At 38.3% G+C, this 24,270-nt stretch carries 24 protein-coding genes; 13 read left to right on the top strand and 11 right to left on the bottom strand.

Annotation, left to right across the window (positions count from 1 at the left end):
- Positions 1 to 4: 4 nt before the first annotated feature.
- Together PGN18_RS16825 and PGN18_RS16820 are read right to left on the bottom strand one after the other, a co-directional pair.
- A complete protein-coding gene (locus PGN18_RS16825; RefSeq protein ID WP_335320766.1) occupies positions 5 to 712 on the bottom strand; it encodes an ATP-binding cassette domain-containing protein in 708 nt (235 codons plus the stop codon).
- An 86-nt stretch (positions 713 to 798) separates the two neighbouring features.
- Positions 799 to 1,719: a glycerophosphodiester phosphodiesterase family protein gene (locus PGN18_RS16820; protein WP_335320765.1), complete on the bottom strand. Its 921-nt coding sequence runs from the start codon at positions 1,717 to 1,719 to the stop codon at positions 799 to 801.
- A gap of 492 nt (positions 1,720 to 2,211) precedes the next feature.
- On the opposite strand from PGN18_RS16820, the gene PGN18_RS16815 reads away from it, so the two are divergent.
- The 11 genes from PGN18_RS16815 to PGN18_RS16765 all read left to right on the top strand — a co-directional run bounded on the left by PGN18_RS16815 (position 2,212) and on the right by PGN18_RS16765 (position 11,485).
- Entirely contained in the window at positions 2,212 to 3,855 is a 1,644-nt protein-coding gene (locus PGN18_RS16815; RefSeq protein ID WP_335320764.1) for a glycine--tRNA ligase, read from the top strand.
- Between the two features lie 309 nt (positions 3,856 to 4,164).
- Complete coding sequence (locus PGN18_RS16810; protein ID WP_335320763.1) at positions 4,165 to 4,572, top strand: helix-turn-helix domain-containing protein; 408 nt, start codon at positions 4,165 to 4,167, stop codon at positions 4,570 to 4,572.
- An 86-nt stretch (positions 4,573 to 4,658) separates the two neighbouring features.
- The gene (locus PGN18_RS16805; protein ID WP_335320762.1) at positions 4,659 to 5,423 is read left to right on the top strand and encodes an SDR family NAD(P)-dependent oxidoreductase; all 765 of its coding nucleotides are present in this window, start codon (positions 4,659 to 4,661) and stop codon (positions 5,421 to 5,423) included.
- A gap of 167 nt (positions 5,424 to 5,590) precedes the next feature.
- On the top strand, positions 5,591 to 6,277 hold the full coding sequence (locus PGN18_RS16800; protein ID WP_335320761.1) for a CAP domain-containing protein: 687 nt from the start codon (positions 5,591 to 5,593) through the stop codon (positions 6,275 to 6,277).
- A 76-nt stretch (positions 6,278 to 6,353) separates the two neighbouring features.
- On the top strand, positions 6,354 to 6,866 hold the full coding sequence (locus PGN18_RS16795) for a GtrA family protein (protein ID WP_335320760.1): 513 nt from the start codon (positions 6,354 to 6,356) through the stop codon (positions 6,864 to 6,866).
- Between the two features lie 360 nt (positions 6,867 to 7,226).
- A complete protein-coding gene (locus PGN18_RS16790; protein ID WP_335320759.1) occupies positions 7,227 to 9,008 on the top strand; it encodes an aromatic amino acid hydroxylase in 1,782 nt (593 codons plus the stop codon).
- Positions 9,009 to 9,039: 31 nt separating this feature from the next.
- Positions 9,040 to 9,294 (top strand): hypothetical protein, encoded by a 255-nt coding sequence (locus PGN18_RS16785; RefSeq protein WP_335320758.1) that lies wholly within the window; start codon positions 9,040 to 9,042, stop codon positions 9,292 to 9,294.
- Positions 9,272 to 9,607 (top strand): type II toxin-antitoxin system VapC family toxin, encoded by a 336-nt coding sequence (locus PGN18_RS16780; RefSeq protein WP_335320757.1) that lies wholly within the window; start codon positions 9,272 to 9,274, stop codon positions 9,605 to 9,607. Before PGN18_RS16785 ends, PGN18_RS16780 begins: the two co-directional genes overlap by 23 nt.
- A gap of 106 nt (positions 9,608 to 9,713) precedes the next feature.
- The gene (locus tag PGN18_RS16775) at positions 9,714 to 10,415 is read left to right on the top strand and encodes an SDR family oxidoreductase (protein ID WP_335320756.1); all 702 of its coding nucleotides are present in this window, start codon (positions 9,714 to 9,716) and stop codon (positions 10,413 to 10,415) included.
- A 47-nt stretch (positions 10,416 to 10,462) separates the two neighbouring features.
- Complete coding sequence (locus PGN18_RS16770; RefSeq protein WP_335320755.1) at positions 10,463 to 10,825, top strand: DUF4870 domain-containing protein; 363 nt, start codon at positions 10,463 to 10,465, stop codon at positions 10,823 to 10,825.
- A gap of 114 nt (positions 10,826 to 10,939) precedes the next feature.
- Positions 10,940 to 11,485 (top strand): C40 family peptidase, encoded by a 546-nt coding sequence (locus PGN18_RS16765; protein WP_335320754.1) that lies wholly within the window; start codon positions 10,940 to 10,942, stop codon positions 11,483 to 11,485.
- Here PGN18_RS16765 and PGN18_RS16760 read toward each other — a convergent pair whose 3' ends face one another.
- The 3 genes from PGN18_RS16760 to PGN18_RS16750 form a co-directional block, all read right to left on the bottom strand.
- Complete coding sequence (locus PGN18_RS16760) at positions 11,486 to 12,091, bottom strand: YdeI/OmpD-associated family protein (protein ID WP_335320753.1); 606 nt, start codon at positions 12,089 to 12,091, stop codon at positions 11,486 to 11,488.
- A gap of 23 nt (positions 12,092 to 12,114) precedes the next feature.
- Positions 12,115 to 13,002 (bottom strand): flavin reductase family protein, encoded by an 888-nt coding sequence (locus PGN18_RS16755; RefSeq protein ID WP_335320752.1) that lies wholly within the window; start codon positions 13,000 to 13,002, stop codon positions 12,115 to 12,117.
- Between the two features lie 348 nt (positions 13,003 to 13,350).
- Positions 13,351 to 14,346, bottom strand: a complete 996-nt coding sequence (locus tag PGN18_RS16750; RefSeq protein WP_335320751.1) for a fumarylacetoacetate hydrolase family protein — start codon at positions 14,344 to 14,346, stop codon at positions 13,351 to 13,353.
- A gap of 355 nt (positions 14,347 to 14,701) precedes the next feature.
- Here PGN18_RS16750 and PGN18_RS16745 point away from each other — a divergent pair, with 355 nt between their 5' ends.
- Together PGN18_RS16745 and hppD are read left to right on the top strand one after the other, a co-directional pair.
- Complete coding sequence (locus PGN18_RS16745) at positions 14,702 to 15,868, top strand: homogentisate 1,2-dioxygenase (RefSeq protein WP_335320750.1); 1,167 nt, start codon at positions 14,702 to 14,704, stop codon at positions 15,866 to 15,868.
- Between the two features lie 302 nt (positions 15,869 to 16,170).
- Positions 16,171 to 17,301, top strand: coding sequence for a 4-hydroxyphenylpyruvate dioxygenase (gene hppD, locus PGN18_RS16740; protein ID WP_335320749.1), 1,131 nt, complete (start codon positions 16,171 to 16,173; stop codon positions 17,299 to 17,301).
- 134 nt (positions 17,302 to 17,435) lie between these two features.
- Here the strand turns inward: hppD and PGN18_RS16735 are convergent, their stop codons facing one another.
- From PGN18_RS16735 to trxA, 6 genes are all read right to left on the bottom strand, one after another.
- Positions 17,436 to 19,172, bottom strand: a complete 1,737-nt coding sequence (locus PGN18_RS16735; protein WP_335320748.1) for a thiamine pyrophosphate-dependent enzyme — start codon at positions 19,170 to 19,172, stop codon at positions 17,436 to 17,438.
- Between the two features lie 768 nt (positions 19,173 to 19,940).
- On the bottom strand, positions 19,941 to 20,459 hold the full coding sequence (locus PGN18_RS16730) for a DsbA family protein (protein ID WP_335320747.1): 519 nt from the start codon (positions 20,457 to 20,459) through the stop codon (positions 19,941 to 19,943).
- Positions 20,460 to 20,463: 4 nt separating this feature from the next.
- On the bottom strand, positions 20,464 to 20,925 hold the full coding sequence (locus tag PGN18_RS16725; RefSeq protein ID WP_335320746.1) for a redoxin domain-containing protein: 462 nt from the start codon (positions 20,923 to 20,925) through the stop codon (positions 20,464 to 20,466).
- 68 nt (positions 20,926 to 20,993) lie between these two features.
- A complete protein-coding gene (locus PGN18_RS16720) occupies positions 20,994 to 21,911 on the bottom strand; it encodes a DUF58 domain-containing protein (RefSeq protein WP_335320745.1) in 918 nt (305 codons plus the stop codon).
- Positions 21,912 to 22,489: 578 nt separating this feature from the next.
- Positions 22,490 to 23,707, bottom strand: coding sequence for a PQQ-dependent sugar dehydrogenase (locus tag PGN18_RS16715; RefSeq protein ID WP_335320744.1), 1,218 nt, complete (start codon positions 23,705 to 23,707; stop codon positions 22,490 to 22,492).
- A 128-nt stretch (positions 23,708 to 23,835) separates the two neighbouring features.
- A complete protein-coding gene (gene trxA / locus PGN18_RS16710) occupies positions 23,836 to 24,156 on the bottom strand; it encodes a thioredoxin (RefSeq protein ID WP_039482143.1) in 321 nt (106 codons plus the stop codon).
- Positions 24,157 to 24,270: the final 114 nt, after the last annotated feature.

Raw genomic sequence — 24,270 nt, 5'->3', positions numbered from 1 at the left:
GATTTTAAGCGGTAAGTTTTCTAAAAATATCTTCTAATGATTGTTGCTGATGTACTTTTTTAAGTCCCTCAAGTGAGTCATTTGCCACAATTTTACCTTTATTAATAATAATGATGTCATCACAAATGGCTTCAACCTCCTGCATAATGTGAGTAGAAATCACAACCGTTTTAGCTGCACCAAGTGTTTTAATGAGTTGCCTAATATCAACTAGTTGGTTCGGATCAAGTCCGGAAGTGGGCTCATCCAAAATCAAAACCTCGGGATTATGAATGATGGCCTGCGCTAAACCTACCCTTTGCCGATAGCCTTTAGATAACATACCAATTTTCTTATGCTGCTCTGGGGTTAAGCCTACCATTTTCACCACTTCATCAATCCGCACAGGTAAATTGACAATTTGATAGGTTTGCCCAACGAAATTTAAAAATTCCTTTACGTACATATCTGCATACAAAGGCGTATTTTCGGGGAGGTAGCCAATATGCTTTTTTGCTTCGATCGCATCAGAAAGAATGCTCTTGCCAGAAATTTCCGCCTCACCCGACGTTGGCACCAGATAACCGGTAAGCATACGCATGGTAGTGGATTTGCCAGCTCCGTTTGGCCCCAAAAAGCCCAGAATACGCCCCGGTCTGGCTTCAAAACTAATAGAATCGACTGCTTTTTGCGTGTCGTAATGTTTAGAAAGATTTTTAACTGAAATACTCATTTTTATGTCTTTTTCACTACAGATTTGTACAGATAAAATCTCTTTAAGCTGTCTATAACATATGTGTTTATCTTTTTTATCTGTGGTTAATTGATATGCGCTGAACTTATTTTTTTATTGTACCTAAACTTATCCAGTTCTTCTGCTGCCTGTGGCAAATTATCTCCAGATAAAATGTCTGCACCATTATTAACCAAACGATAATAAACATTCTTCACCGGACTGGCTATTGCACTTTTATCGATATTACCCATCGTGCCTAAAATAGTGGTAATACCTTTATCATGTAAGTATTGATATAATTCTTTATTTGGAGGAGAAACACCAACAAAAGCTACAATACGGTTATTTGGAATGCCCATATTGTTTAGACGTTTCAATTCTGCTTTCTTTTGAACAGATGCAGAAATCACTAGATCAGGTGCCAACTGATGCACCTCTTTTGCCTGATCTGCAGTATAGGTTATGATAATGGAGTTACTTTCTACCTGATATTGCCTCACTTTCTCGACCACTTTTGCATACGAAACACCTTTTTTCAAATCGATGGTCAATAAAACTTTTCCCTTGCTCCAGCTCAATACACTATCCAGCGTGGGGATTTTAAACTTTGTTTCTTTTCCTTCATTATCTTTAAGGTTAAAGGTTTTCAACTCATCATAGGTATAATTGCCTATGGGTCCATTCCCTGTAGAAGTACGGTCGAGCTGATCATCATGCATAATCATCATAACGGAATCTTTACTGTAAGCGATATCAAATTCGATTACGACCGGATTATAAGTGGTGGCATTATCGAAGGTTTCGATACAGTTTTCGGGATAACCAGGCATTGGCCCTCCGCGATGGGCACTGATTAGTGGAAAGCGGTTTTCTGGCCTCCATTTTAGAAATTGATATAACTCCTCAACGGTATTAAATTTAATATAGTGATGTTTTTTCTCTTTTGGCTTGCATGAGCTAAAAACGATAATAACAAACATGAATAACAAATGATGGAATTTCATACATCAAAAGTAGAAAAAAATGGAAATGGAAGCGGCAAAATGGAATCTAAATATCTGTCGGGTTAAATGGATAACTATTGAAGGGTTAATTGGTGAAATCGGTTAATTGGATTACCCTTTAGGCCATTGATAAAATTAGTATTGCATCTAATTGTAATGATCTTTTTGTAGTTGATATCTAGAGATCATTGCTCCAAATTGGCCACCTAAACCTGATTGCAGCGGGCGCGATCCGATTTTTCGTCGGGAGAAGTAGGAAAGCAGGAAGTTTGAAACCGATTAACGCTGACCTTGCTTTCCTAAATATTAAATTATATAAGTGATTTTAAGAAAATATAAGCTGGCTGGTCAAGCACATAACTCCTTAAAAGATGCTGGAACAAATTTGAAAGTTATGCATCAGCCTGGCGGCAGCATTGCCTTTTGCGTTGATCAAAAACCTTCAACCTTATACCTTTAAACCCTCCGCCTTTTTATTATATTTGCTGCATTATGGCTCAAAAGAATAACGACGAACAATTTAAAAATGTAATATCACACGCTAAAGAATACGGTTTCGTATTTCAGAGCAGCGAAATATATGATGGCTTAAGTGCTGTTTACGATTATGGCCAATTGGGTGCCGAGTTAAAAAATAACATTAAAACCTATTGGTGGAAAGCCATGGTACAAATGCACGAAAATATTGTAGGGATTGACTCTGCAATTTTTATGCACCCAAAGGTTTGGAAAGCCAGCGGACACGTAGACGGTTTTAACGACCCGATGATCGACAACAAGGATTCGAAAAAACGTTACCGCGCCGATCAGTTACTGGAAAATAAAATTGATGAGCTGTATTCGGAACTGGCGAATTTTAGTGCAGAAAACAAAGCCAAATTTGAAGAATTCCAGCAAGAGATATTAGGTTTAAGCGACGAAGGACAAGCAGCCTGGATCCCGGGTTTTAAAGATGAAGAGACGATTTTAGACAACGCAAAATATCCATTTGTAGATGAGGCCGGCTGGAGATTTGTAAGAAAAGGTTTAGCCCTTGAGGTAGAGATGAATCTTGCACTTAAATCTGAAAACTTAGCGCAGCTTAAAGATTTAATCGTAAATTATAAAGTAATCTGCCCGATTTCTAAAACATCTAACTGGACAGATGTACGCCAGTTTAACCTAATGTTTAGCACCCAGTTTGGGGCCATGGCCGAGGGCAGTGATGAGGTTTACCTGCGTCCGGAAACTGCTCAGGGTATTTTTGTTAACTTTTTGAACGTACAAAAATCGGGCAGGATGAAAATTCCCTTTGGTATTGCGCAAATTGGTAAAGCTTTCAGAAATGAGGTAATTGCCCGCCAGTTTATTATGCGTATGCGTGAGTTTGAGCAAATGGAAATGCAGTTTTTTGTGCGCCCGGGTGAAGACAAAAGATGGTTTGAATATTGGAAAGAAGCACGTTTAAAATGGCATAAAGCATTAGGTACCAATCCTGAAAAATACCGTTACCACGATCACGTTAAGCTGGCACACTATGCCAATGCAGCAACTGATATCGAATTCGAATTCCCATTCGGGTTTAAAGAGGTAGAGGGAATCCACAGCCGTACCGATTTCGATTTAACACAGCATCAGGAATATTCTGGTAAAAAAATGCAGTATTTCGACAACGATTTGAACGAAGAAGGTAAACCTTATGGCAATTACGTCCCATATGTAATCGAAACTTCTATCGGTTTAGACCGTATGTTTTTATTAACCATGATCAATGCTTTTGAAGAGCAGGATTTAAGCACCGACGATAAACAGGACAGCCGTACTTTATTGCGTTTGCATCCTGCTTTAGCGCCATATAAAGTAGCTATCTTCCCATTGACCAAAAAAGATGGTTTACCGGAAAAAGCGCGCGAAATTATGGATGAATTGAAATTCGATTTCAACTGTATTTATGAAGAGAAAGATGCCATTGGCAAACGTTACCGCCGTCAGGATGCAATAGGAACGCCATTCTGTATCACGGTTGACCATCAAAGTTTGGAGGACCATACGGTTACAATCCGTCACCGCGACAGTATGGAGCAGGAACGTGTATCCATCAACGATTTAAAAAACATGATCAACTCGGCGGTAAGTTGGAAAACACTTTTAGCTTAAGACGAGAAACTTTATGCTGATCCGAAGCTATCGGATTTATTCAGCATACAACTAAATCATATTTAGTCGCAGGTCTAAAGCCTGCGACTTTTTCATTTACAACAATTAGACTAAAGGAAAGATTTTTAAAAACTACATTTGTTTAAACTAAAATAATACTATCAATTGATCAAACGGTTGATAGGACGAAATTTAAATTTGTTATCGGTTGGGCAAATTCAGTGTAAGTAACCTTTTAGTCATGAACGAAAATGGCATGAAGAAGTATTTTTATTCATTTATATTTGTTTAAACAGCAATCACCTTGATATGAAAATTCCACAAAAGTTTTTTGCCCGCCGACATGAAATTGCAGCTGATTTTTTAAGGGAATTAGACAAACACCTGGATGATGTGGTATCAGGCCGGGCAACCGAGATGTTTGAAGTGAGAGATTTTGCCGAGCTTATTCACGTACATCCTACACATCTAAGCAATACCATTAAGGCCGCTACCGGGCATTCGCCTTGTTATTTCTTCGAGGAGCGTTTAATGGATATTTCAAAATCGATGCTACAGCGTGTGAGCATGCCTATTGCCGAAATAGCCAGAATTTTAACCTACGATCCATCTAATTTCACCAAGTTTTTCAAACACTTTGCCGGCCAAACGCCAAAACAGTATCGCGAAGCTTATTTACAATCGCTGGCTACCAATAAGGAAGTTATCACCACATAAAACTTAAACAATCACCATTTTTACTTAAACTGTCACCATTTTAACAGCCAATTTCCATCTAATTTTGTTTAATAAATAAAAAGAAAATGGAAACACAGAATAAAATCGCCCTGGTAACCGGTGGTAGTCGCGGACTAGGAAAAAACGCAGCGTTAAAAATTGCCGCAAAAGGAATTGGGGTAATGGTCACCTATCAATCGAAAAAAGAGGAGGCGGCTGCTACAGTAAATGAAATAAAAAATTTAGGTGTACCAGCAGCAGCAATACAATTAAATGTTGGTGATGCTAAAACTTTTGATGCTTTTTTCGGCGAGGTTAAAAGTGTGCTAAAATCTGTTTTTAATGCAGAAAAATTTGACTTCCTAATTAATAATGCAGGGATTGGCATCCACGCTTCGTTCGTGGATACTACTGAGGAACAATTTGATGATTTGGTAAACATCCATTACAAAGGCGCTTTCTTTTTAACCCAGAAAGCCTTGCCCTTATTAAATGATGGTAGCGGAATTGTTAATCTCTCATCGGGGCTGGCCCGTTTTGCAACACCAGGTTATGCCGCTTATGCTTCTATGAAGGGCGCAATGGAAACCCTTACCAAATACCAGGCTAAGGAATTGGGTTCAAGAGGAATCAGATCTAATATTATTGCTCCAGGAGCAATAGAAACCGATTTTGGTGGTGGGATGGTTCGGGACAATGATCAGATCAATGCCGCGATTGCCGCTAACACCGCCTTAGGCCGTGTAGGATTGCCTGATGATATTGGTGGCGTAGTCGCATTTCTATGCACCGAAGATGCAAAATGGATAAATGCACAACGGATTGAAGCATCGGGTGGTATGTTTTTATAAATTATTGCAATTTAACTACTAAGGCACGAAGGACACAAAGAAATTATCCCTTGTGCCTTGGTGGCTTCGTGGTTATTTTGGCTATAGTTTCGAACTAAACAATATCTAAATTCCCACAATCAAGAAATAATCTGCATCAAACGGCGTTTATCCATGAAAACCACCCGATGTATAAAATATTTCCACCTATTTTTTTATTCTTTTTTGTTTCTAGCGTAAATGCTCAAAAGTGGACTGGTGCCGAGTTCCAGAGGGCAAATACCGCAGCAAATGCTAATTATTTAACCAACGAAGAGAAAAATGTGGTGATGTATATGAACCTGATCCGCATTGATGGTGAGAAGTTTTATTATACTTTTTTAGAAGATTACATCAATAACTATAACACAAAGGTTAAGCAATATAGAAATTACAATGAACTGCGCATTACCCGTAATAACAGCTATTATACTTCTTTATTAAAGCATCTGAGGAGCATAAAAAATCTACCGGTATTTTACCCTAATGATAAACTAACCGCTTTAAGCCGTAGCCATGCCCAGGACCTTAACCGAAACAATCTCAACACACACGAAAGCAGCAACGGAGATCAGTTTTCAAAGCGTTTATCCAAATATTTTCCGAATAAAGTCATGAGCGAAAATATTAACTTTGGTTTTTCGAATAGTTTGGACATTGTATGCCATTTATTGTTAGATTGTGGCGTTCCCTCCCTTGGTCACCGGTTTACCCTGATCGATCAGAAATACAAACTGAATACCGTTGGCGTAAGCATTCAGCCCCATCCATCTTACGCCTGGTGTGCGGTGATTGATTTTGTAGCTTTAGCCCCTACCCAGCATGATGAAAAATAAACACCAAACGATCTCTTACCGGACAATAGAAATTTATTGTAAATTGCGCCTAAAATAACAACGAACAGTTTAAGTAATGCGCAAAGCAATTTTAGCTATAATAGATTTTTTTCACCCCCCTTTTAAAAAGTTTATTTCCCTTCATAATTTCAGGTACATGGTTACTGGTGGCAGCACATTGTTACTGGGTATCCTGGTCTATTATTTCGCTTATTTTGTTATTTTTAAAACAGAGGAAGTCAGTTTTGGTGCCATTGTGCTTCAAAGAGAAACCGCTTCTTTGTTGGTTGACTATTCGGTTGCTATCCCAACCAGTTTTTTGCTCAACAAATACGTTATATTTACGCATAGCGAATTAAAGGGAAGGGTACAGCTGTTCAGGTTTTTAAACCTTCAATTTATCACTATTCTCGCCACTTATGTTTTCCTGAAGTTTTTGCTGGAACTTTTGAGAGATTATCCAACTTTATCTATACTATCTAGAATACTGGTCTCTGTTTCAATGGCACTTTTCAGTTATTTATACCAGCACTATTTTACATTCAGTGTAAAGAAAATTGGAGATAAAAAAGAAAAAAAGGATTTGTAGTTGTTTGCCACGGAGACACAGATTTACACGGATAATTTTAGCGACTACTAAAACCAGGCCCATCACCACAAACCTTTATACCTAAACGGGATGGAAGCGGCATCCTCCGATTTAAGCACTATTTTTTGTTTTTTTTTTGGAGTGATTGCTTGTTTCACAGATTTCATCGGAGATATAGCGAACAGCCCGACCGGAGCCTCCCGATAAAATGCTGCAGTGCCTTTCCAAATTATTAATCCATCATTTTTAGCTAACTGAAACCTTTATTACGTTAACCTGTTAATTTATGCAACGGCTTTCTTGTTAAGATAAAAGCAACCGCCTAACTTAGCTGCCGACCAACTTATTTCATAAATAACCATGAGCCATTTTAATGATTTTAATAATGCGCAGGTAGCTAAATTGCCCAATCATTTAAAGCAGTTTATTGTTGCACAAAATTATGAGAAATACACGCCTATAGACCAGGCGGTATGGCGGTATGTAATGCGCCAGAATTATAGCTATCTTAAAAATGTTGCCTACTATCCTTATATAAAAGGTTTACAGCGGGCTGGTTTGAGTATAGAATACATCCCCGATTTGCAAACGATGAATGATAATCTCGGCAAGATTGGTTGGGGCGCCGTAACAGTTGATGGTTTTATTCCACCTGCAGCCTTTATGGAATATCAGGCCTATCGCGTATTGGTAATTGCTGCCGATATCCGCCAGATTAACCACATCGAATATACTCCTGCGCCTGATATTATACATGAAAGTGCCGGGCATGCACCTATTATTGCCGATACCGATTACAATAATTATTTAAGTTATTTTGGCTCAATTGGTGCAAAAGCCATGTTTTCGGCAAAAGATTTTGAGCTTTACGAGGCCATTAGAAAATTATCCATTCTGAAAGAAGCCATAGATGCTGACGAATTGCAGATTGCCCAGGCAGAAAAGGAACTGCGATACATTAGTGAAAACATGGGCGAGCCATCTGAAATGGCATTACTTGGTCGTTTACATTGGTGGACAGTAGAGTATGGCCTGATCGGCACTTTAGAAAATCCGAAAATTTATGGTGCCGGCTTACTTTCTTCTATTGGGGAAAGTGCAACCTGCATGCAAAAAGATGTAGCGAAACTTTGGTACAACATGGATACCGTTAACTATGCTTACGATATTACCAAGCCGCAACCGCAGCTTTTTGTAACCGAAACTTTTCAAAACCTGATTGATGTTTTGGAAACCTTTGCCAATACCATGGCCTTTAGAAAGGGTGGAGCTGAAAGTATAATGAAAGCAATTGCCTGTAAAAATGTAGCTACCGCTGTTTACAGCTCTGGCGTGCAGGTTAGCGGTATTTTTACCGATATGGGCATTAACCCTAATGATGAAGTCACGTTTATTAAAACTACAGGACCGTCTGCCCTAGCTTTTAACAATACACAACTGGCTGAACATGGTAAAGATTACCACGCTGATGGCTTTTCCTCACCTGTGGGACGCTTAAAGGGAGCGGGTAAACCATTTGAGGATTACAGCCTATCAGAACTACAATCGCTGAACATCATCAAAGGTGTAAAAAGCGCACTAACTTTTGAAAGCGGTATCAGCGTAACAGGTACAGTTAAAGATATGGTTATAGAAAACAATAAGCTTCTCTTAATTGCCTTTAATGATTGTACAGTTAGCGAAAGTAACGGAAATATATTGTTTAAACCTGAATGGGGTATTTACGATATGGCTATAGGCGAAACCATATTTTCGGTTTTTAACGGAGCCGCTGACAAAGATGCTTATGAAGAGATCACATTAGTTAGCAAGGAGAAAACGCATCAAATTACTTATGACGATAAAACATTAAAACTGCACGGTTTATATCAAACAGTTAGAGCGATTAGGGAAAGCGGTGAAAACATGGATCAGCTTAGCGAAATCTTCTTACAACTAAAAGCAAACCACAGGCAAGACTGGCTTTGTGCCTTAGAAATTTTGGAGATTATTTACCATAAAGATGCTTATCATCAACTGGAAAAGGAAATTCAGGTCTATCTTGAAATTAAGGCCGGCAAAGAATCAGACCACACCAAATTGATCAATGATGGTTTACATGTAATTAAAAACCCGGTAAGTCAGCTACTGGTGGAAGATTGATTTATCACTTTAAATTCGTTAACTTTACTTTATGACAACTATCACAGTACAAGTAGATAATGAACAAAATGCTGCGCTTCTTGAAAAGATGCTTAAGGCATTATCTTTTGTAGAAGATGTTGATATCAAAACCCATCAGCCCAATATGGTTGAGGAGCCCAGGGGATCTTATCAGAAATTAAAAAAAGCAATTGATAATACAGAAGGGAACTTAATGTTTAAGGATATTGAAGATCCATCTAAATGGCAAAGTGATTTAAGAGATGAATGGGAACGTAATATTTGATACGAACATTGTTATCTATTTATCTAAAAAACTTTTAGCTCCCGAAAAAGTATTTGCAGAAAATATCATTTATTCAATTTCCATCATATCAAAAATGGAATTGCTTGGGTATAAATTTAAAGACAGATTGGAAGAAAAATACATCAGCAAGCTAATTGGTTCTTTAAATGTCATACCTTTAAATGATGCTATAGTAAATATGACTATAGCTCTAAGAAAAACTAACAAAATCAAACTGCCGGATGCTATTATCTACGCTACAGCACAAGTAATGAATGGAAAACTCTTAACAAATAATATTGCTGATTTTTAAAAATTAAATAGCACTGTTATACTTGTTAATCCGCTCAATTCGTAAAAATATTTAATTCCTATATCTTCAACCTTTTAACTTTACAAACAATTTTTAACATTTTTTAATGAACATTATAATTACAGGTGCCAGTAGCGGAATCGGTTTCGAAACCGCTTTAGAGTTTTGCTTACATAAAGAGAATAAAATTGTCGCCATTGCCCGTTCGGCAGATAAATTACGTAAACTGCTGGAGATTGCCCGTGGCATTAATCCTGATTGTACACTTTTACCGGTAGAATTTGACATTGTAAACGATGATTACGCAGCGCTGATTCCTTTTTTGAAAGAACGTTTAGGTACGATCGACATCTTGATCAATAATGCAGGTGCTTTAATTAACAAACCATTTTTAGAAACTACAGAAATTGATCTTGGCGAGATGTTACAGAGTAATGTGATTTCACATTTCAGAATGATCCAGAACCTTTTACCTTTAATGCAAAGCGGAAGCCACATTGTCAATATTGGTAGCATGGGCGGCTTTCAGGGAAGCGTAAAATTTTCAGGACTTTCTGCTTACGCAGCAAGTAAAGCGGCCCTGCATACCCTAACAGAATGTTTGGCTTTTGAACTGGCAGAAATAGGAATAAAAATTAATTGCCTTGCTTTAGGATCAGCCCAGACCGAAATGCTGGAAGCAGCTTTCCCGGGATATCAAAGTCCGGTGATGGCATTTGAAATGGGAAAATATGTTGCTGATTTTGCTAAAACCGGACATAAGTTTTTCAATGGAAAAATTTTACCTGTAGCCGTTACCACGCCATAATTTGATATTTTTTAGTAATTTGCGGCATCGAAAAACTAAAAAAATCTATGGAAACAAATTCTCCCTTTAAAACAGTTGACAGCGGTAAAAATGCTGTTGTTGTAAGTTACATCTTTCTAATTGGTTGGTTAATATCGTACTTTGCTATGTACAAAGACAATAAAACAGCGCTATCCAGTTATCACTTAAGGCAATCTCTATTGCTTCATCTGGCTATAATCGTACTTAATGTAGCAGTAACCGTGTTAGTTATGATCATACCAACTGCAATATTCGGCTACTTAAGTTATGTAGTTTACATCGGCTACCTGATTTTAATTATTATAGGTGCGATAAGCGCAAATAATGGCGAACTAAAACCGCTTCCGTTAATTGGCGACAAAGCTCAAACGATGTTTCCAAGCATTTAATAGAAGCTAAATATCTTAATTTAAGTCCGGGTAGCCATCCGGACTTTTTTGTTTTAACTGGTTTTCAACATTTTAATACACTTTATATATTTTTCATATCTTTGGCCCCAACATATGAAGAAAATAATAGTCCCAATTTTGTTTTTCATTTTGTCTGCCTCGGCAGGAAAAGCCCAAACAATTTTACCTGCACAATACCAGGAACTGGTTAAGAAATTAGTGGCCAATCTTCCTAAAAATACTACAGTTACGGAAAACAGTTCTTCCACAAATTCGACAACCCTTATCGATTTTGCTAAAAGTATGTTAGGCATCCCTTATCGTTACGCTACAAGCAACCCAAAAGTTGGTTTCGATTGCTCTGGCTTTGTGAGTTATGTATTCAGTAATTTCGGATTCAAGGTTCCGCGTTCTTCGAGAGAGTTTAGCTATGCGGGTAAAGAAACCAGTTTGGAAAATGCAAAAGTGGGTGATGTGTTGATTTTTACAGGCACCAATTCAAGAGTAAGAAGGATCGGTCACGTTGGGATTGTTTATTCGATTGATGAAAACGGCATCAAATTTATTCATGCTTCATCGGGGAAAGCCCACCAGGTAACCATTACCGATCTTAACGGCCACTATAAAGACCGTTTTATGAAAATTGTGAGTATCCTTTAATTACTTTTTATACTTCCACATCCTTGTTTTGCCTTCAGCCAGCCATGTTAGTGTGGTTTCCAATCTTTTTAATCTGGTAGCTTCTGTTTTAGCCTCTTCCAACCACAAAATATAATCTTTTTTATTGGAAGGACTAAAATTCTGGAATACCGCTAATGCTGCGGGATCTTCCTGTAAAGCCTCCATAAAATATTCCGGCACCATAATTTCCTTTTTCTCTGTAGATTTTGGTTTTGAGGGCAGCTTTACATTATCCTCATTTAATTGAATAGCCTGTTGAATGTAAGCGATAAGGATTTCATCCGCAGGCAGATCGTCAAAAGATTTTATTTTGCCCAATAAGCCCATGGATTCAGACCGTTCTTTGAAAATACCATATTCATCGTTAATTAAAGCACCTTTCCAAAAACCGAAAGCGCAATGATGTTTGAACGAAGCCATATGGCAAACCGTACCTTTATAATCGAAGAACGGCATCCCCCATTTAATTTTCTCTTCAATTCTTGCGTCGGCTTTATGCACCAGATTTCTTAAATGGTCTAAAATCGGGATGGCAAATTCTGCCGAATTGATAATGTATTGGTCTACTTGAACAATGGTATACATAGCAGAAAATTTCGCTTATAAATTTACAATAAAACAACCTTTAAAGCAAAATCAACATCCCCTGTATGCAGGAACTTCTTCGCCAGTTCGTGCAATTCCCTTTCACGGTTAGTGCTGTCGCCAATGGTGGCATCAAGTATTTCTTTTACTTCAGGATTTGTGCTGATGAGATCGATTTCTTCATCTGCCGGTATTTGTTCAACATTGCCGAGCATACCCAAATCATTTCCTGTTAATACTTTAGAATAACGAACTGATTGTGGTAAACGGTCTACCCCAATCCCCAGTTTCGCCAATGGTTTTGCTACTTTAAACAAGTTATCGCTGGTAACCCTGCAATACCAGTCGCCACCCAAACGTGCAACAAGATCCATTTTATGCTGATCTATCCTGCCATTTTCATCTAAAACCGCTTCGTTAATATGAATCACTTTTATTTCAGCCAGTACCAAGTTTCCGGCACCGTGGCTATCACCTAAAGCAATCACTTCATTTACCACACACTCGAACTGTACAGGCGCTTCTGCAACTCTTGGTGGCCGTACAAAATCAGATTTTAACATCGTAAACCCTGCCTTCTCAAACTCATTTACACCTTTAGCATATTCGGTACTGGCCAAACTCATCTGCTGCACCATATCGTAGTTTACAATATTAATTACACATTCTTTAACCTGCAGTACATTTTCCAAACTATGTTTAGTGGTATTATCGCGCACTCTCCTCGATGGCGAAAAAATACAAATAGGCGGATTGGTGCTGAACATATTAAAGAAACTGAAGGGACTTAAATTTATATTTCCTTCGGCATCAATAGTTGAGGCAAAACAGATCGGTCGCGGAGCGATAGCGTATTGCAGGTAGTTTTGCAGTTCTACCGGGGTTAAATCTTCGATTTTAATTGAAACCAAAACTTTAAATGATTAATTTAATATTCGTTTTAAGAAAATGCAATTAGTTATTGGGAAATAGCTGTCCCTGCAAAAGATATTATTCTAGATGAAATCGGATAATAACCGTGGCTTTCAGCTATATAGAAATGCTAAGCTAAGTAGTCTAAGTTCCTTTGATTATATTATTGCTATAGGTTTTTAGTAACGATCGTCATGCTGAACTTGTTTCAGCATCTAATCAACAAGGTCCTGAAATGAATTCAGGATGACGACTGCATCATAATCCACCATTAAATAAATTGACCTCAAAATAACTTCAGTCAATTTCCGCAATTTACAACTTTTGAACTTTCAACTTTAACCTTACTACTTCTTCAACGCCAGGATCGAAAAATCCGTATCAGCTTTCGTAATCGTATTGGTTAATGCACCTAAACCCGTTATCTCCATCTCCACCACATCACCAGGTTGCAGCCATTGTACTTTATAATTTGGATCATTAAGTAAGCCTGTACCGTTTAATTCCAGAAAGCAGCCTGTTCCCACTGTTCCAGAACCAATAACATCTCCAGGAAGAATATCTACACCGTAAGCACAACGTTCTATAATTTCAGCAAAAGTCCAGTCCATATCGGCAGCATTTCCTTTAGAAACTTCAACCCCATTTACCCGGCAGGTCATTTTAAGGTCGTAAGCATTGCCAACATGTCCTTCCTTAGGAGCCACTTTGTAGGGCAACAATTCATCAGGCGTTACCAGCCATGGACCAATCACAGTCGAAAAATCTTTTCCTTTTGCAGGGCCTAAATTCAATAACATCTCTTCCATCTGCAAAGTACGGGCACTCATATCGTTCATTACCATATAACCTGCAATGTATTCATCAGCCTCGGCAGCTTTAATATTTCTACCTTTTTTACCAATAACAATGGCAAGCTCCAGTTCGAAATCCAGCTTATCAAAATGATCTGGCATACATTCAATTTCCCCTGTTCCCTGGATAGCATTATGATTAGTAAAATAAAAGATCGGATATTCATCAAACTGAGGAATCATATCTACCTTTCTGTTCCTACGCGCCGCAGCAACATGCTGCCTGAAAGCGTAACCATCACGACAACTTGTAGGATGTGGAACAGGTGCCAGAATCTCGTAAAAAATCTCCTCTTTAGCGGCTAAACTTCCATCTTTTATTTGATCATCTATCCTTTTTGCCCGCTCCATTAACACTTCGCCACCTTCGAGAAACATACTCATATTATCCGGAAGCAATTTATCGCAACTATTTAAGTTGTAAATATGTCCATCGATAAATATGCCAAGATGCTCCCTTTCTTCGGTTTTATAAGATACTAATTTCATATATGATTTGGTTAAATACGCGGTAAAGCTAAGCAATTAGCCCATTCAAAATAAAACTTAAGCATGATTATTTTGATAAAGTATAATTTGCAGATGTAATTAAAGCTAATTAAAATTTTAACTTCTAAATAAAATACTTACCTTGGTACCATTAAAAGCATGATCTTAAAAGCATTACATATTAATCTGGTAAACGACGCCATTGCGGCCCGTCGTTATAATATGCTATCCAAGCTGATCATGGCTCAATACTCTTTGTAGTTTTCATTCATTCTTCTTTTTAAATTGAAACGCGTCGCCGTTTTAATTGTTAATTCATTAGGATTTTTCTTTCTAACCATAACACCATTTAATTATGCCTGTTTATCATAAATTGGGGCAGATTCCGGCAAAACGTCACACGGTTTTTCGTAAACCTGATGGAAATCTTTATGCCGAAGAATTGGTATCAACCGAGGGTTTTTCCAGTTTATATTCATTGGTTTATCATTGCCACCCGCCAACCATCGTAAAACATTTAGGTGAGCCTTACAGCGTTGAACCAAAAATAGCGCGCGAAAAGCACCTGAAGCATACCAGTTTAATTGGTTTCAACGTTAAACCAGAAGATGATTTTCTAGAAAGTAGAAAAGCTGTTCTAGTCAATAGCGATCTGCACATCGTTTTGGCTGCACCACGAAAATCGATGACCGATTATTTCTACAAAAATAGTCAGGCCGATGAGATGATCTTCGTACATGAAGGCTCTGGAAAGCTGAAAACAGGATTTGGAGAAATCAAATTTGCATATGGCGATTATCTGATTATCCCAAGAGGCACTATTTATCAGATGGACTTTGATACTGAACAAAACCGGTTGTTCATTGTTGAAAGTTTTAGTCCTTTAAGAGCGCCAAAAAGATATTTAAATCAATATGGACAGTTAATGGAGCATGCGCCTTATTGTGAGCGCGACTTAAGGCTACCGGAGAACCTGCAAACACACGATGAATATGGCGATTTTAAAGTGCTCATTAAAAAACAGGGCTTAATTTATCCATACACTTATGGCACGCACCCTTTTGATTATGTAGGCTGGGATGGCTATCATTATCCCTATGCTTTCTCTATACATGATTTTGAACCGATAACAGGCCGGTTACATCAGCCACCTCCGGTACATCAAACTTTCGAAGGACACAATTTCGTGGTTTGCTCTTTTGTTCCCCGTAAATACGATTACCATCCTGATTCGATTCCGGCGCCTTACAATCATAGCAACGTAGATAGCGACGAAGTGCTTTATTATGTAGATGGCGACTTTATGAGCCGCAAAAGTGTAGTAAAAGGACAGATTACTTTACACCCGGGGGGTATCCCACACGGACCACATCCAGGTACGGTAGAAAAGTCAATCGGTAAGGAAAAAACGGATGAGCTGGCGGTGATGATCGATCCTTTTAAGCCATTGATGCTTACGCAGGATGCCCTCGATATTGAAGACGAAAACTATCATAAAAGCTGGCAAATTAACGTAGAATAAATGAGTCAGAAGTCCGGAGACCGAGGCCCGAAGATAAAGTGCATTTAAATAGTCAGAAGCCAGGAAGACAGAGGTCAGAAGATAAAGTGCATAGCAATAGTCAGAAGTCCGGAGACTGGGGTCAGAAGATAAGGTGGCCTAGAAATATTCAGTAGGAACATAGACCGAGGATAAAGTGCAAAGGAATAGATTTGAGCAATTATCAAACATTTAAACTTTACAACATTCAACTTTATAACATTTAACAACAACATATCATATCCGACTTCGGACCTCCGACATCGGACTTAAATAACAAACAAATGGAGACACAAACATTCGCAGAAAAAATATCAAAAGCACCAGATTTTCTGCCTATTAATGGAACAGATTATGTCGAATTTTACGTGGGTAATGCCAAGCAAGCTGCTCATTACTATAAAACGGCATTTGGTTTTCAAAGCTTGGCTTATGCCGGACCAGAAACTGGCGTACGCGATCGTGCATCTTATGTATTGCAACAGGGTAAAATCAGGCTGATCTTAACTACAGCGCTAAAATCTGATCATCCAATAGCAGAGCATGTTAAAAAGCATGGCGATGGCGTGAAAGTATTAGCGCTTTGGGTAGATGATGCATACAGCGCCTTTGAAGAAACTACAAAACGTGGCGCGAAACCATATATGGAGCCAAAAACCTTAACAGATGAATATGGCGAGGTTAAAATGAGTGGTATTTACACTTATGGCGAAACCGTACACATGTTCATTGAACGTAAAAATTATAACGGAACTTTTATGCCAGGTTACCGTGTGTGGGAAAGCGATTATCAGCCTGCTGATGCCGGTCTTCTATACATTGATCACTGTGTGGGAAATGTGGGTTGGAACCGCATGAATGAAGCCGTACAATGGTATGAGGATGTAATGGGTTTCGTAAATATTCTATCTTTTGATGACAAGCAGATTAATACAGAATATTCTGCCTTGATGAGTAAAGTAATGAGTAATGGAAACGGCTATTCAAAATTTCCGATCAATGAGCCTGCAGAAGGTAAAAAGAAATCGCAGATTGAAGAATACCTGGAATATTATGAGGGCGAAGGTGTTCAGCATATTGCCGTAGCCACAAAAGACATTGTTAAAACGGTTAAAGAATTAAAATCACGCGGTGTGGAATTTTTAAGTGCTCCACCAGAAGCGTATTATGATATGATGCCACAACGCGTAGGTAAAATTGATGAAGAAATATCTTTATTGGAGAGCCTGGGCATTTTAGTTGATTGTGATGAGGAGGGTTATCTTTTACAGATTTTTACCAAACCAGTTGAAGACCGCCCTACCCTTTTCTTCGAGATTATTCAACGTAAAGGTGCACAAAGCTTTGGCGCAGGTAACTTCAAAGCACTTTTCGAATCTTTGGAACGCGAACAGGAATTAAGGGGTAATTTATAGCAGTTCAATACTCAAAGGAATCCGTCCTCTCGACTGAAACGCAGTGGAATGCCTGCCCGTACAGGCGGGGAGAGATCTATCTAGGCAGATCTCTCGACTACGTTGCACTCCGCTCGAGATGACGTTTTCTTCGTTTATAATACCTCTCCCAAATGTTTATAATTCGATTTTATCGTATCCAGAACCTCGCTCATTTTTCCACCCAGCATCAGTTTTGCCATCGATTCTGTCATGCCTTTTATTTGTTCCCATTCTATTTTTGGTGGCATTGCCAAAGCATTCGGATTGGTCATGATATTTAACAAAACAGGACCATTTTCATTCAATGCATAACTAATCGCTGTTTCTACTTCTTCAGGTTTGGTTACCGTCATTCCTTTAAATCCCATGGCCTGTGCTACCAGGGCAAAATCTGGATTGATCATATCTGTTTCATTATCAGGCAAACCATCAACCTCCATTTCCAGTTTCACCATACCTAAAGCCCTGTTGTTAAATACAATCAGTTTTATTGGCAGGTTATATTGTTTAATGGTAGCCAAATCGCCCAACAGCATGGATAAGCCACCATCACCACACAGTGCAATTACTTGTTGTTCAGGGTGTGCCAATGCTGCACCAATGGCCATTGGCATCGCATTCGCCATAGAGCCATGGTTAAAAGAACCCAGCATTTTGCGTTTACCCGTTCCATCTATAAAACGTGCTCCCCAAACGCAGCACATTCCAGTGTCTACCGTAAAAATAGCATCATCAGCCGCTAAACGATTTATAGTTTCAGCTACAAATTCGGGTTGGATTTTATTTTCCTCACCCTGATCTTTAACATAAACCTGCTGCCTTTCCTTAACTTTCTGATAAAATTCTAATTGAGATTTTAAGAAATCGTCGTCCTTTCCTTCTGTCAGCAGCGGTAATAACGCCTTTATCGAATCGCTAACGTTTCCGCATAAACCCATGGTCAATTTAGCCCTTCTGCCCAAACGCTCCGGTTTTTCATCAATTTGTACAATTTTGTTCTTAACAGGCATAAAATTTACATAAGGAAAATCGGTCCCCAATAAAAGCACCACATCGGCCTCGTGCATGGCATGATATCCAGATGGCTGTCCTAAAAGTCCTGTCATCCCTACCTCATAAGGATTATTATATTGTATGCCCATTTTTCCTCTGAAAGAAAATCCCACTGGTGCTTTGAGTTTAGCTGCTAATTCTACCACCTCATCATGCGCTTCTGCGGCACCTATCCCACAGTAGATCATAATTTTCTTTTCGCCATCAAGCAGGTCTGATAAATCTTTCAACTCCTGATCAGAAGGACGGATTATCGGCTTATTGGTGAATAATTGCATAGAAGTAACACTTTCCACCGCATCCAGTTGGGCTACATCGCCAGGCAAACCGAAAACGGCAACCCCTTTTTTATGAATGGCATGTTGAACAGCCGTTTGAAACATCCTGGGTGCCTGCTCGGCCGTAGTGGCTACCTGGTTGTAATAACTACAATCGTCAAATAATTTTATGGTGTTTGTTTCCTGAAAAAAGTCCATTCCAAATTCGCCTGTAGGAATGGTTGAAGCAATGGCAATTACCGGGACATGGCTACGGTGCGCATCGTAGAGACCGTTAATCAGGTGCACATGACCCGGGCCGCAGCTACCTGCACAACAGGCAATCCCGTCAAGCTCTGCTTCGGCTGCAGCAGCAAAAGCACCAACCTCTTCATTGCGTACGTGGATCCACTTTATCTTGCCATTTCTTCTTACTGCGTCGTTAAAATAATTTAAACTGTCTCCAGTAACGGCATAAATTCTTTTTACGCCAAACTCAACCAGCATTTCAACCAATTGTTCTGCAACATTTTTACCCATGAAAATATTTTTAAATGATGGATTCTATCTAGCTAATAAATAATAGAAGCTGATGTATTGTTTTACACTAAAAACAAAAAGAACCAATCTGACCTTGAAAAGACTTTATATCAAAGTAATATCATTAAAGCTGCAATAGCTGGATGAAGTTTCTTCACTAAAACTTCATAAATGAAGTGCACCTTTGATATAACAAAACACGAAGCGATTTCAATTTTGTTAAATTCTAAAAACTCATAATTAGTTTTTTAGTTTTCCGGTTACCCTTATCTGATACCTCATGTATTGCAAAATACATGAGGTTTTTTGTTAAAATTAGTCAATAATACTCCATTTAGATTTATATTTGAAGGTTTCCTATAGATATTTTAGCCATAATCATCACCATGAACTGAGCCTTAGCGAGCTCACCGAAGGTAATTTATTTCAGGGTCTATCTAGCAAAAAAGATGCTGACCACGTAGTAGCTACAAGACAATTGAAAACACTCTCCTTACTTGTAAAATAAGTTCAGCATGACGATCTCATTAAGGCAAAAAGTTCAAATGTTAGTTAATTCGCATAAATGTTAATTGAGCCTAAGTAAAATCCTACAATCTAATTTTTATGAAAAGCCAATTAAGGTGCCACAAACTTTAATTTTTATAATTATTAAATTTTGGTTTTACCAGATCAAAATCAAGTGTTCGCAGCTATTTTTCAAAACAGAAAGAAGTTGATTTTCTGTAAAAAGAGAAGTCAAGTTTTGAAAACTTGACTTCTCTAAAATCATTCAGCGCTTTCTTTAAGCATTTGGTAAAGATCTGTTGCACCACCATCGAATTTAGTTCCATTTATATAAAATGAAGGGGTTCCATTTACACCACTTCTTACGCCGCTGTCAAAATCATCTTCTATTTTTCGTTTGATCTCTTCTGAAGCACTATCTTGTTGAAATCGCTCTAAATCCAAACCAATAGTTTCGGCCAATTCATTAAATAGCTCACCATCTAAGCGGTATTGATTTTCGTAAAGTGCATCGTGCATTTCCCAGAATTTACTTTGTAAACCCGCAGCTTCTGCAGCAATAGCAGCCGGAAAAGCAAATTCATGCGCATTTGCCAAAGGAAAATGACGAAAAACAAATCTGATCTGATGGCCAAATGTTTCCTCAATTTCTTTCATAATCGGGTAGGCATCTCCGCAATATGGACACTGATAATCGCCAAATTCAACAATGGTAATACTTGCAGAATCAGTGCCCTGAATATGATCAACACTGCTTATTTCAGGTTTTAATGTACTCATCTCTTTATTTCTTGCTTAATTCTTCCAGTGCATCCAAAATACCATCTGCACCAGGGTTAACGGCTACAGGCGACAAATAACTCCATGCAATTTTACCTTCTTTATCAATAACAAACAGTGCCCTTTTGCTTTCGCCAACTTCATCATCATATATTCCATAAGCCTTAGATACTGCACCCTTTGGTTCAAAATCAGCCAGTAGCGGGAAATGTAATTTTCTATTTTCTTCAAAGGCCAGGTGGCACCAAACGCTATCAACAGAAACACCAAAAATCTGCGCATCATATTTATTAAAATATTTTAGCATTTCGTTATAAAGTGCCATCTGGTCGCTGCATACCGGGCTCCAATCTGCAGGGTAAAAAGCCAGTATAACATTCTTACCCTTAAAATCCTGAAGTTTTATTTTCTGATCGGGGGTAGCATTTAATTCGAAATCTGGTGCAGTATCGCCTTTTTGTAACATATCAGGAAGCTTAAAATTTAAATCATTAATAAAACAGCACCTAAACCGTCTTGTTTTGTAACAAAATTTTAACCCAATTTTTGCCTTTTGATTAAATAAGACTGAAGGATTGGATAAAAACCCTCATTCATATCAGCATCAATTAAGTCTATTTTATATTGAGCACATTTTAGCGCAATCTCTTGTCGATAAGTAGAAACCGCGGTTACATAGTTCTCCTTTACCTGATTGGTATGTACTTTAATGGTTTCGCCGGTTTCCATATCAATAAACTGGTACGGACGGTTTTCAAAATTAAAATCTAATTCTTTTGTTTTATCAACCACATTAAAAACCACCACCTCATGTTTATTAAATTTCAGGTGTTGCAAGGCGTCAAAAAACTGATCGGTTTTATCGGTATTGGTCTGCGTGTTAAACAAGTCGCTAAAGATGATCACCAACGAACGCTTATGGATCAGTTCTGCCACCTGGTGCAGCGCCTCACTTAAATTGGTATGTGCATTTATCTTAGGTTTCTGTAGCAGTTCTTCCAATTGGGTAAATAAATATTTCTGATGTACCGTTGTGGATTTTGCAGGAGAATTGAATAAGATCTCATCGGTAAATAGGCTTAGTCCAAAAGCATCGCGTTGTTTCTTTAACAGGTACATTAAAGACGCTGCAGCCTGTATAGAGAATTTCAGTTTATTGTTTTTAGGCTCGGGAAAGTACATGGATGAGGAAACATCAATCACAAACTGACAACGCAAATTGGTTTCTTCTTCGAAACGTTTGCTGTAAAGTTTATCTGTTTTGGCATATAGTTTCCAATCTATATTTTTAACGTTATCGCCATTATTGTACTGACGGTGTTCGGCAAACTCAACCGAAAAGCCATGGAAAGGACTCTTATGTAGGCCTGTAATAAAACCTTCTACCACTTGCTGGGCGAGCAATTCTAAATTACCATAACTTGTTTCGATCTCATAGTTTACAGCCTGCATATCGTAAAGCTAATAAAAGATTTAGAAAATAATTGTAAAAACTGATCAGGGTTTGATGGCGAAAATATATTGATTAATGAGCAAAGTTCTGATATACATTATATTTCCTGTGATTTGGAAAGCAATTGCAGTACTTAGAGGCTTATGCATCCCTGCCCCCGCGTCTGCCGATTGAAAATCGGCATCTCGCTACGGTCGGGTTTTAGGTTGCAAAGATTGTGTTACTATCCTTGGTAAATAAACCCGATGATAGTGGTAGCTACCGGCCTCGTGCGGGTACTACAAAACGAACAGCGGGACTGAAAATGCGATGAAAAACTTAACCCCAAATTTCCTTAACCAGGAAAATGTATAAAACATAGAATCTCCAATGTAGAGTCTATTATTCACACTGAAATCATTTAAGCATTCATTTAACAAAAAAGATCCTGAAATAAATTCAGGGTAACGACCAATTTAGTAATTATCAAAACCAAGCAATTATTTCGAAATATAAAAAAACCTCGCAGGCCTGTGAAACCTGCGAGGTCTAATAATCAAATTCCTTGTTTGGTGGCTCACCAAACAGTATATAAATATTACTTCTTGGCTATTCTGTACAAATGTCCATTATCGGTTACTGAATAAAGTGCTCCATCTTTTCCTTCTGCCATATCGCGGAAACGTTCGCCTTTGCCTTCCAATAAACGCTCTTCGCCAACAATTTTATTATCTTTTACCACCAAACGGATAATGTGCGAACCACCTAAACCGCCAACAAATAAATTGCCTTTCCATTCGGCTATACTGTTGCTGTTATAAAAAGTGATACAACCAGGTGATATACTTGGGTTCCAATAATAAACCGGTTGTTCCATCCCTTCTTTCTGTGTAATGCCTTCGCCAACTTTTTTACCACTGTATTCTGTTCCGTAGGTAATAATCGGCCAGCCATAATTTTTTCCTGGCTTAATGATGTTTACCTCATCGCCACCTTTAGGCCCAAATTCTGCTTCCCATAAATCTCCCGTTAATGGATTTATGGCTAAGCCGTCAGGATTGCGGAGGCCGTAAGCATAAATTTCAGGTCGGGCATCTGCTTTACCTGCAAATGGACCGTTTGCCACTGCTTTTCCCTCTGGCGTGAGGTGTAAAATTTTACCTAATGAAGAATTTAAATACTGTGCCTGTATTCTGATATCGTTACCAGAACGTTCGCCCGTACTCACAAATAAGTTTCCATTTTTATCGAAAACAATTCTTGATCCGTACTGAAGTTTACCAGAATAAGCTGGCGTGGCACGGTAAATAATGGTCTGGTTTTCGATCGTAGTTTCGTTTGCGGCCAATTTACCTTTGGCGATGGCTAATAAAACGCCTTTTTCCTGTGGCTCTGAGTAAGCCCAATAAATCATCCGATTTTTAGAAAAGTTGGGATCTAAAGTTACATCCAATAAACCTCCCTGACCAGATGGATCTACTTTTGGTAAACCAGTAATCTTTTTGCTTAGTTCCCCATTAGCATTTAAAATCACCATGGTTCCCTGTTTTTGGGTAATTAAAAACCGGCCATCAGGAAGTACCGAAATTGCCCACGGGTTTTCCAACTTCTCATTGATGACTGTAATATCCAATGGGGTTTTGGTTTTCACACCTGCAATACGGGTCTGCCCGGCAAAAGCTGGCTTATAATCAGCGGAAGGAGGATTAGTTTCAACCGGATTTTGCGCCGATACACGAGCAATATTAGCACAGTTTATGGCCAGTCCAGCCAATAAAATGGATAAAGTTTTATTATTAAATAGGTGAATAGACATGATGGTTAGTTTTTTTATTAAAGAAACGAAATTATGCCGGCAATAAAAAACCCAAATTCTTAATATGAACCTGGGTTTTAAATATGTTACAAGCCTTTCAGCTTTGATCTTTTTGCTTTAAGCTTAAACTAAGCCAATTGCTTGTTTAACTTCTCTGCTAATACCGATTTTGGAACAGCGCCAACTTGTTTGTCAACCACTTCGCCACCTTTAAAGTATAATAACGCAGGAATATTACGGATACCGAACTGCATTGAAATTTGAGGGTTGTTATCAACATTTACTTTTCCAACTACCGCTTTCCCATCATATTCTTTAGCGATCTCTTCTACAACTGGACCAACCATGCGACAAGGGCCACACCATTCTGCCCAAAAATCTACTAATACGGGTTTATCTGATTTTAATACAAGCTCCTCGAAGTTTGCATCTGTGATTTCTAATGCCATAATTAATTTTTTTTATGTTCAAATATATGTATTCAATTGTAATGCCACCAATTCTGTAATGCCAATTTGACATTATTTTAGTAAATGTGTTGAGCGCTTAGTGGCTAGCGTGGA

This window comes from Pedobacter terrae (genome assembly GCF_036946585.1).
Classification (GTDB): Bacteria; Bacteroidota; Bacteroidia; order Sphingobacteriales; family Sphingobacteriaceae; genus Pedobacter; species Pedobacter terrae_C.
The sequence above is the reverse complement of the archived record's forward strand: the minus strand, read 5'-3'. Positions and strand labels throughout refer to the sequence as shown.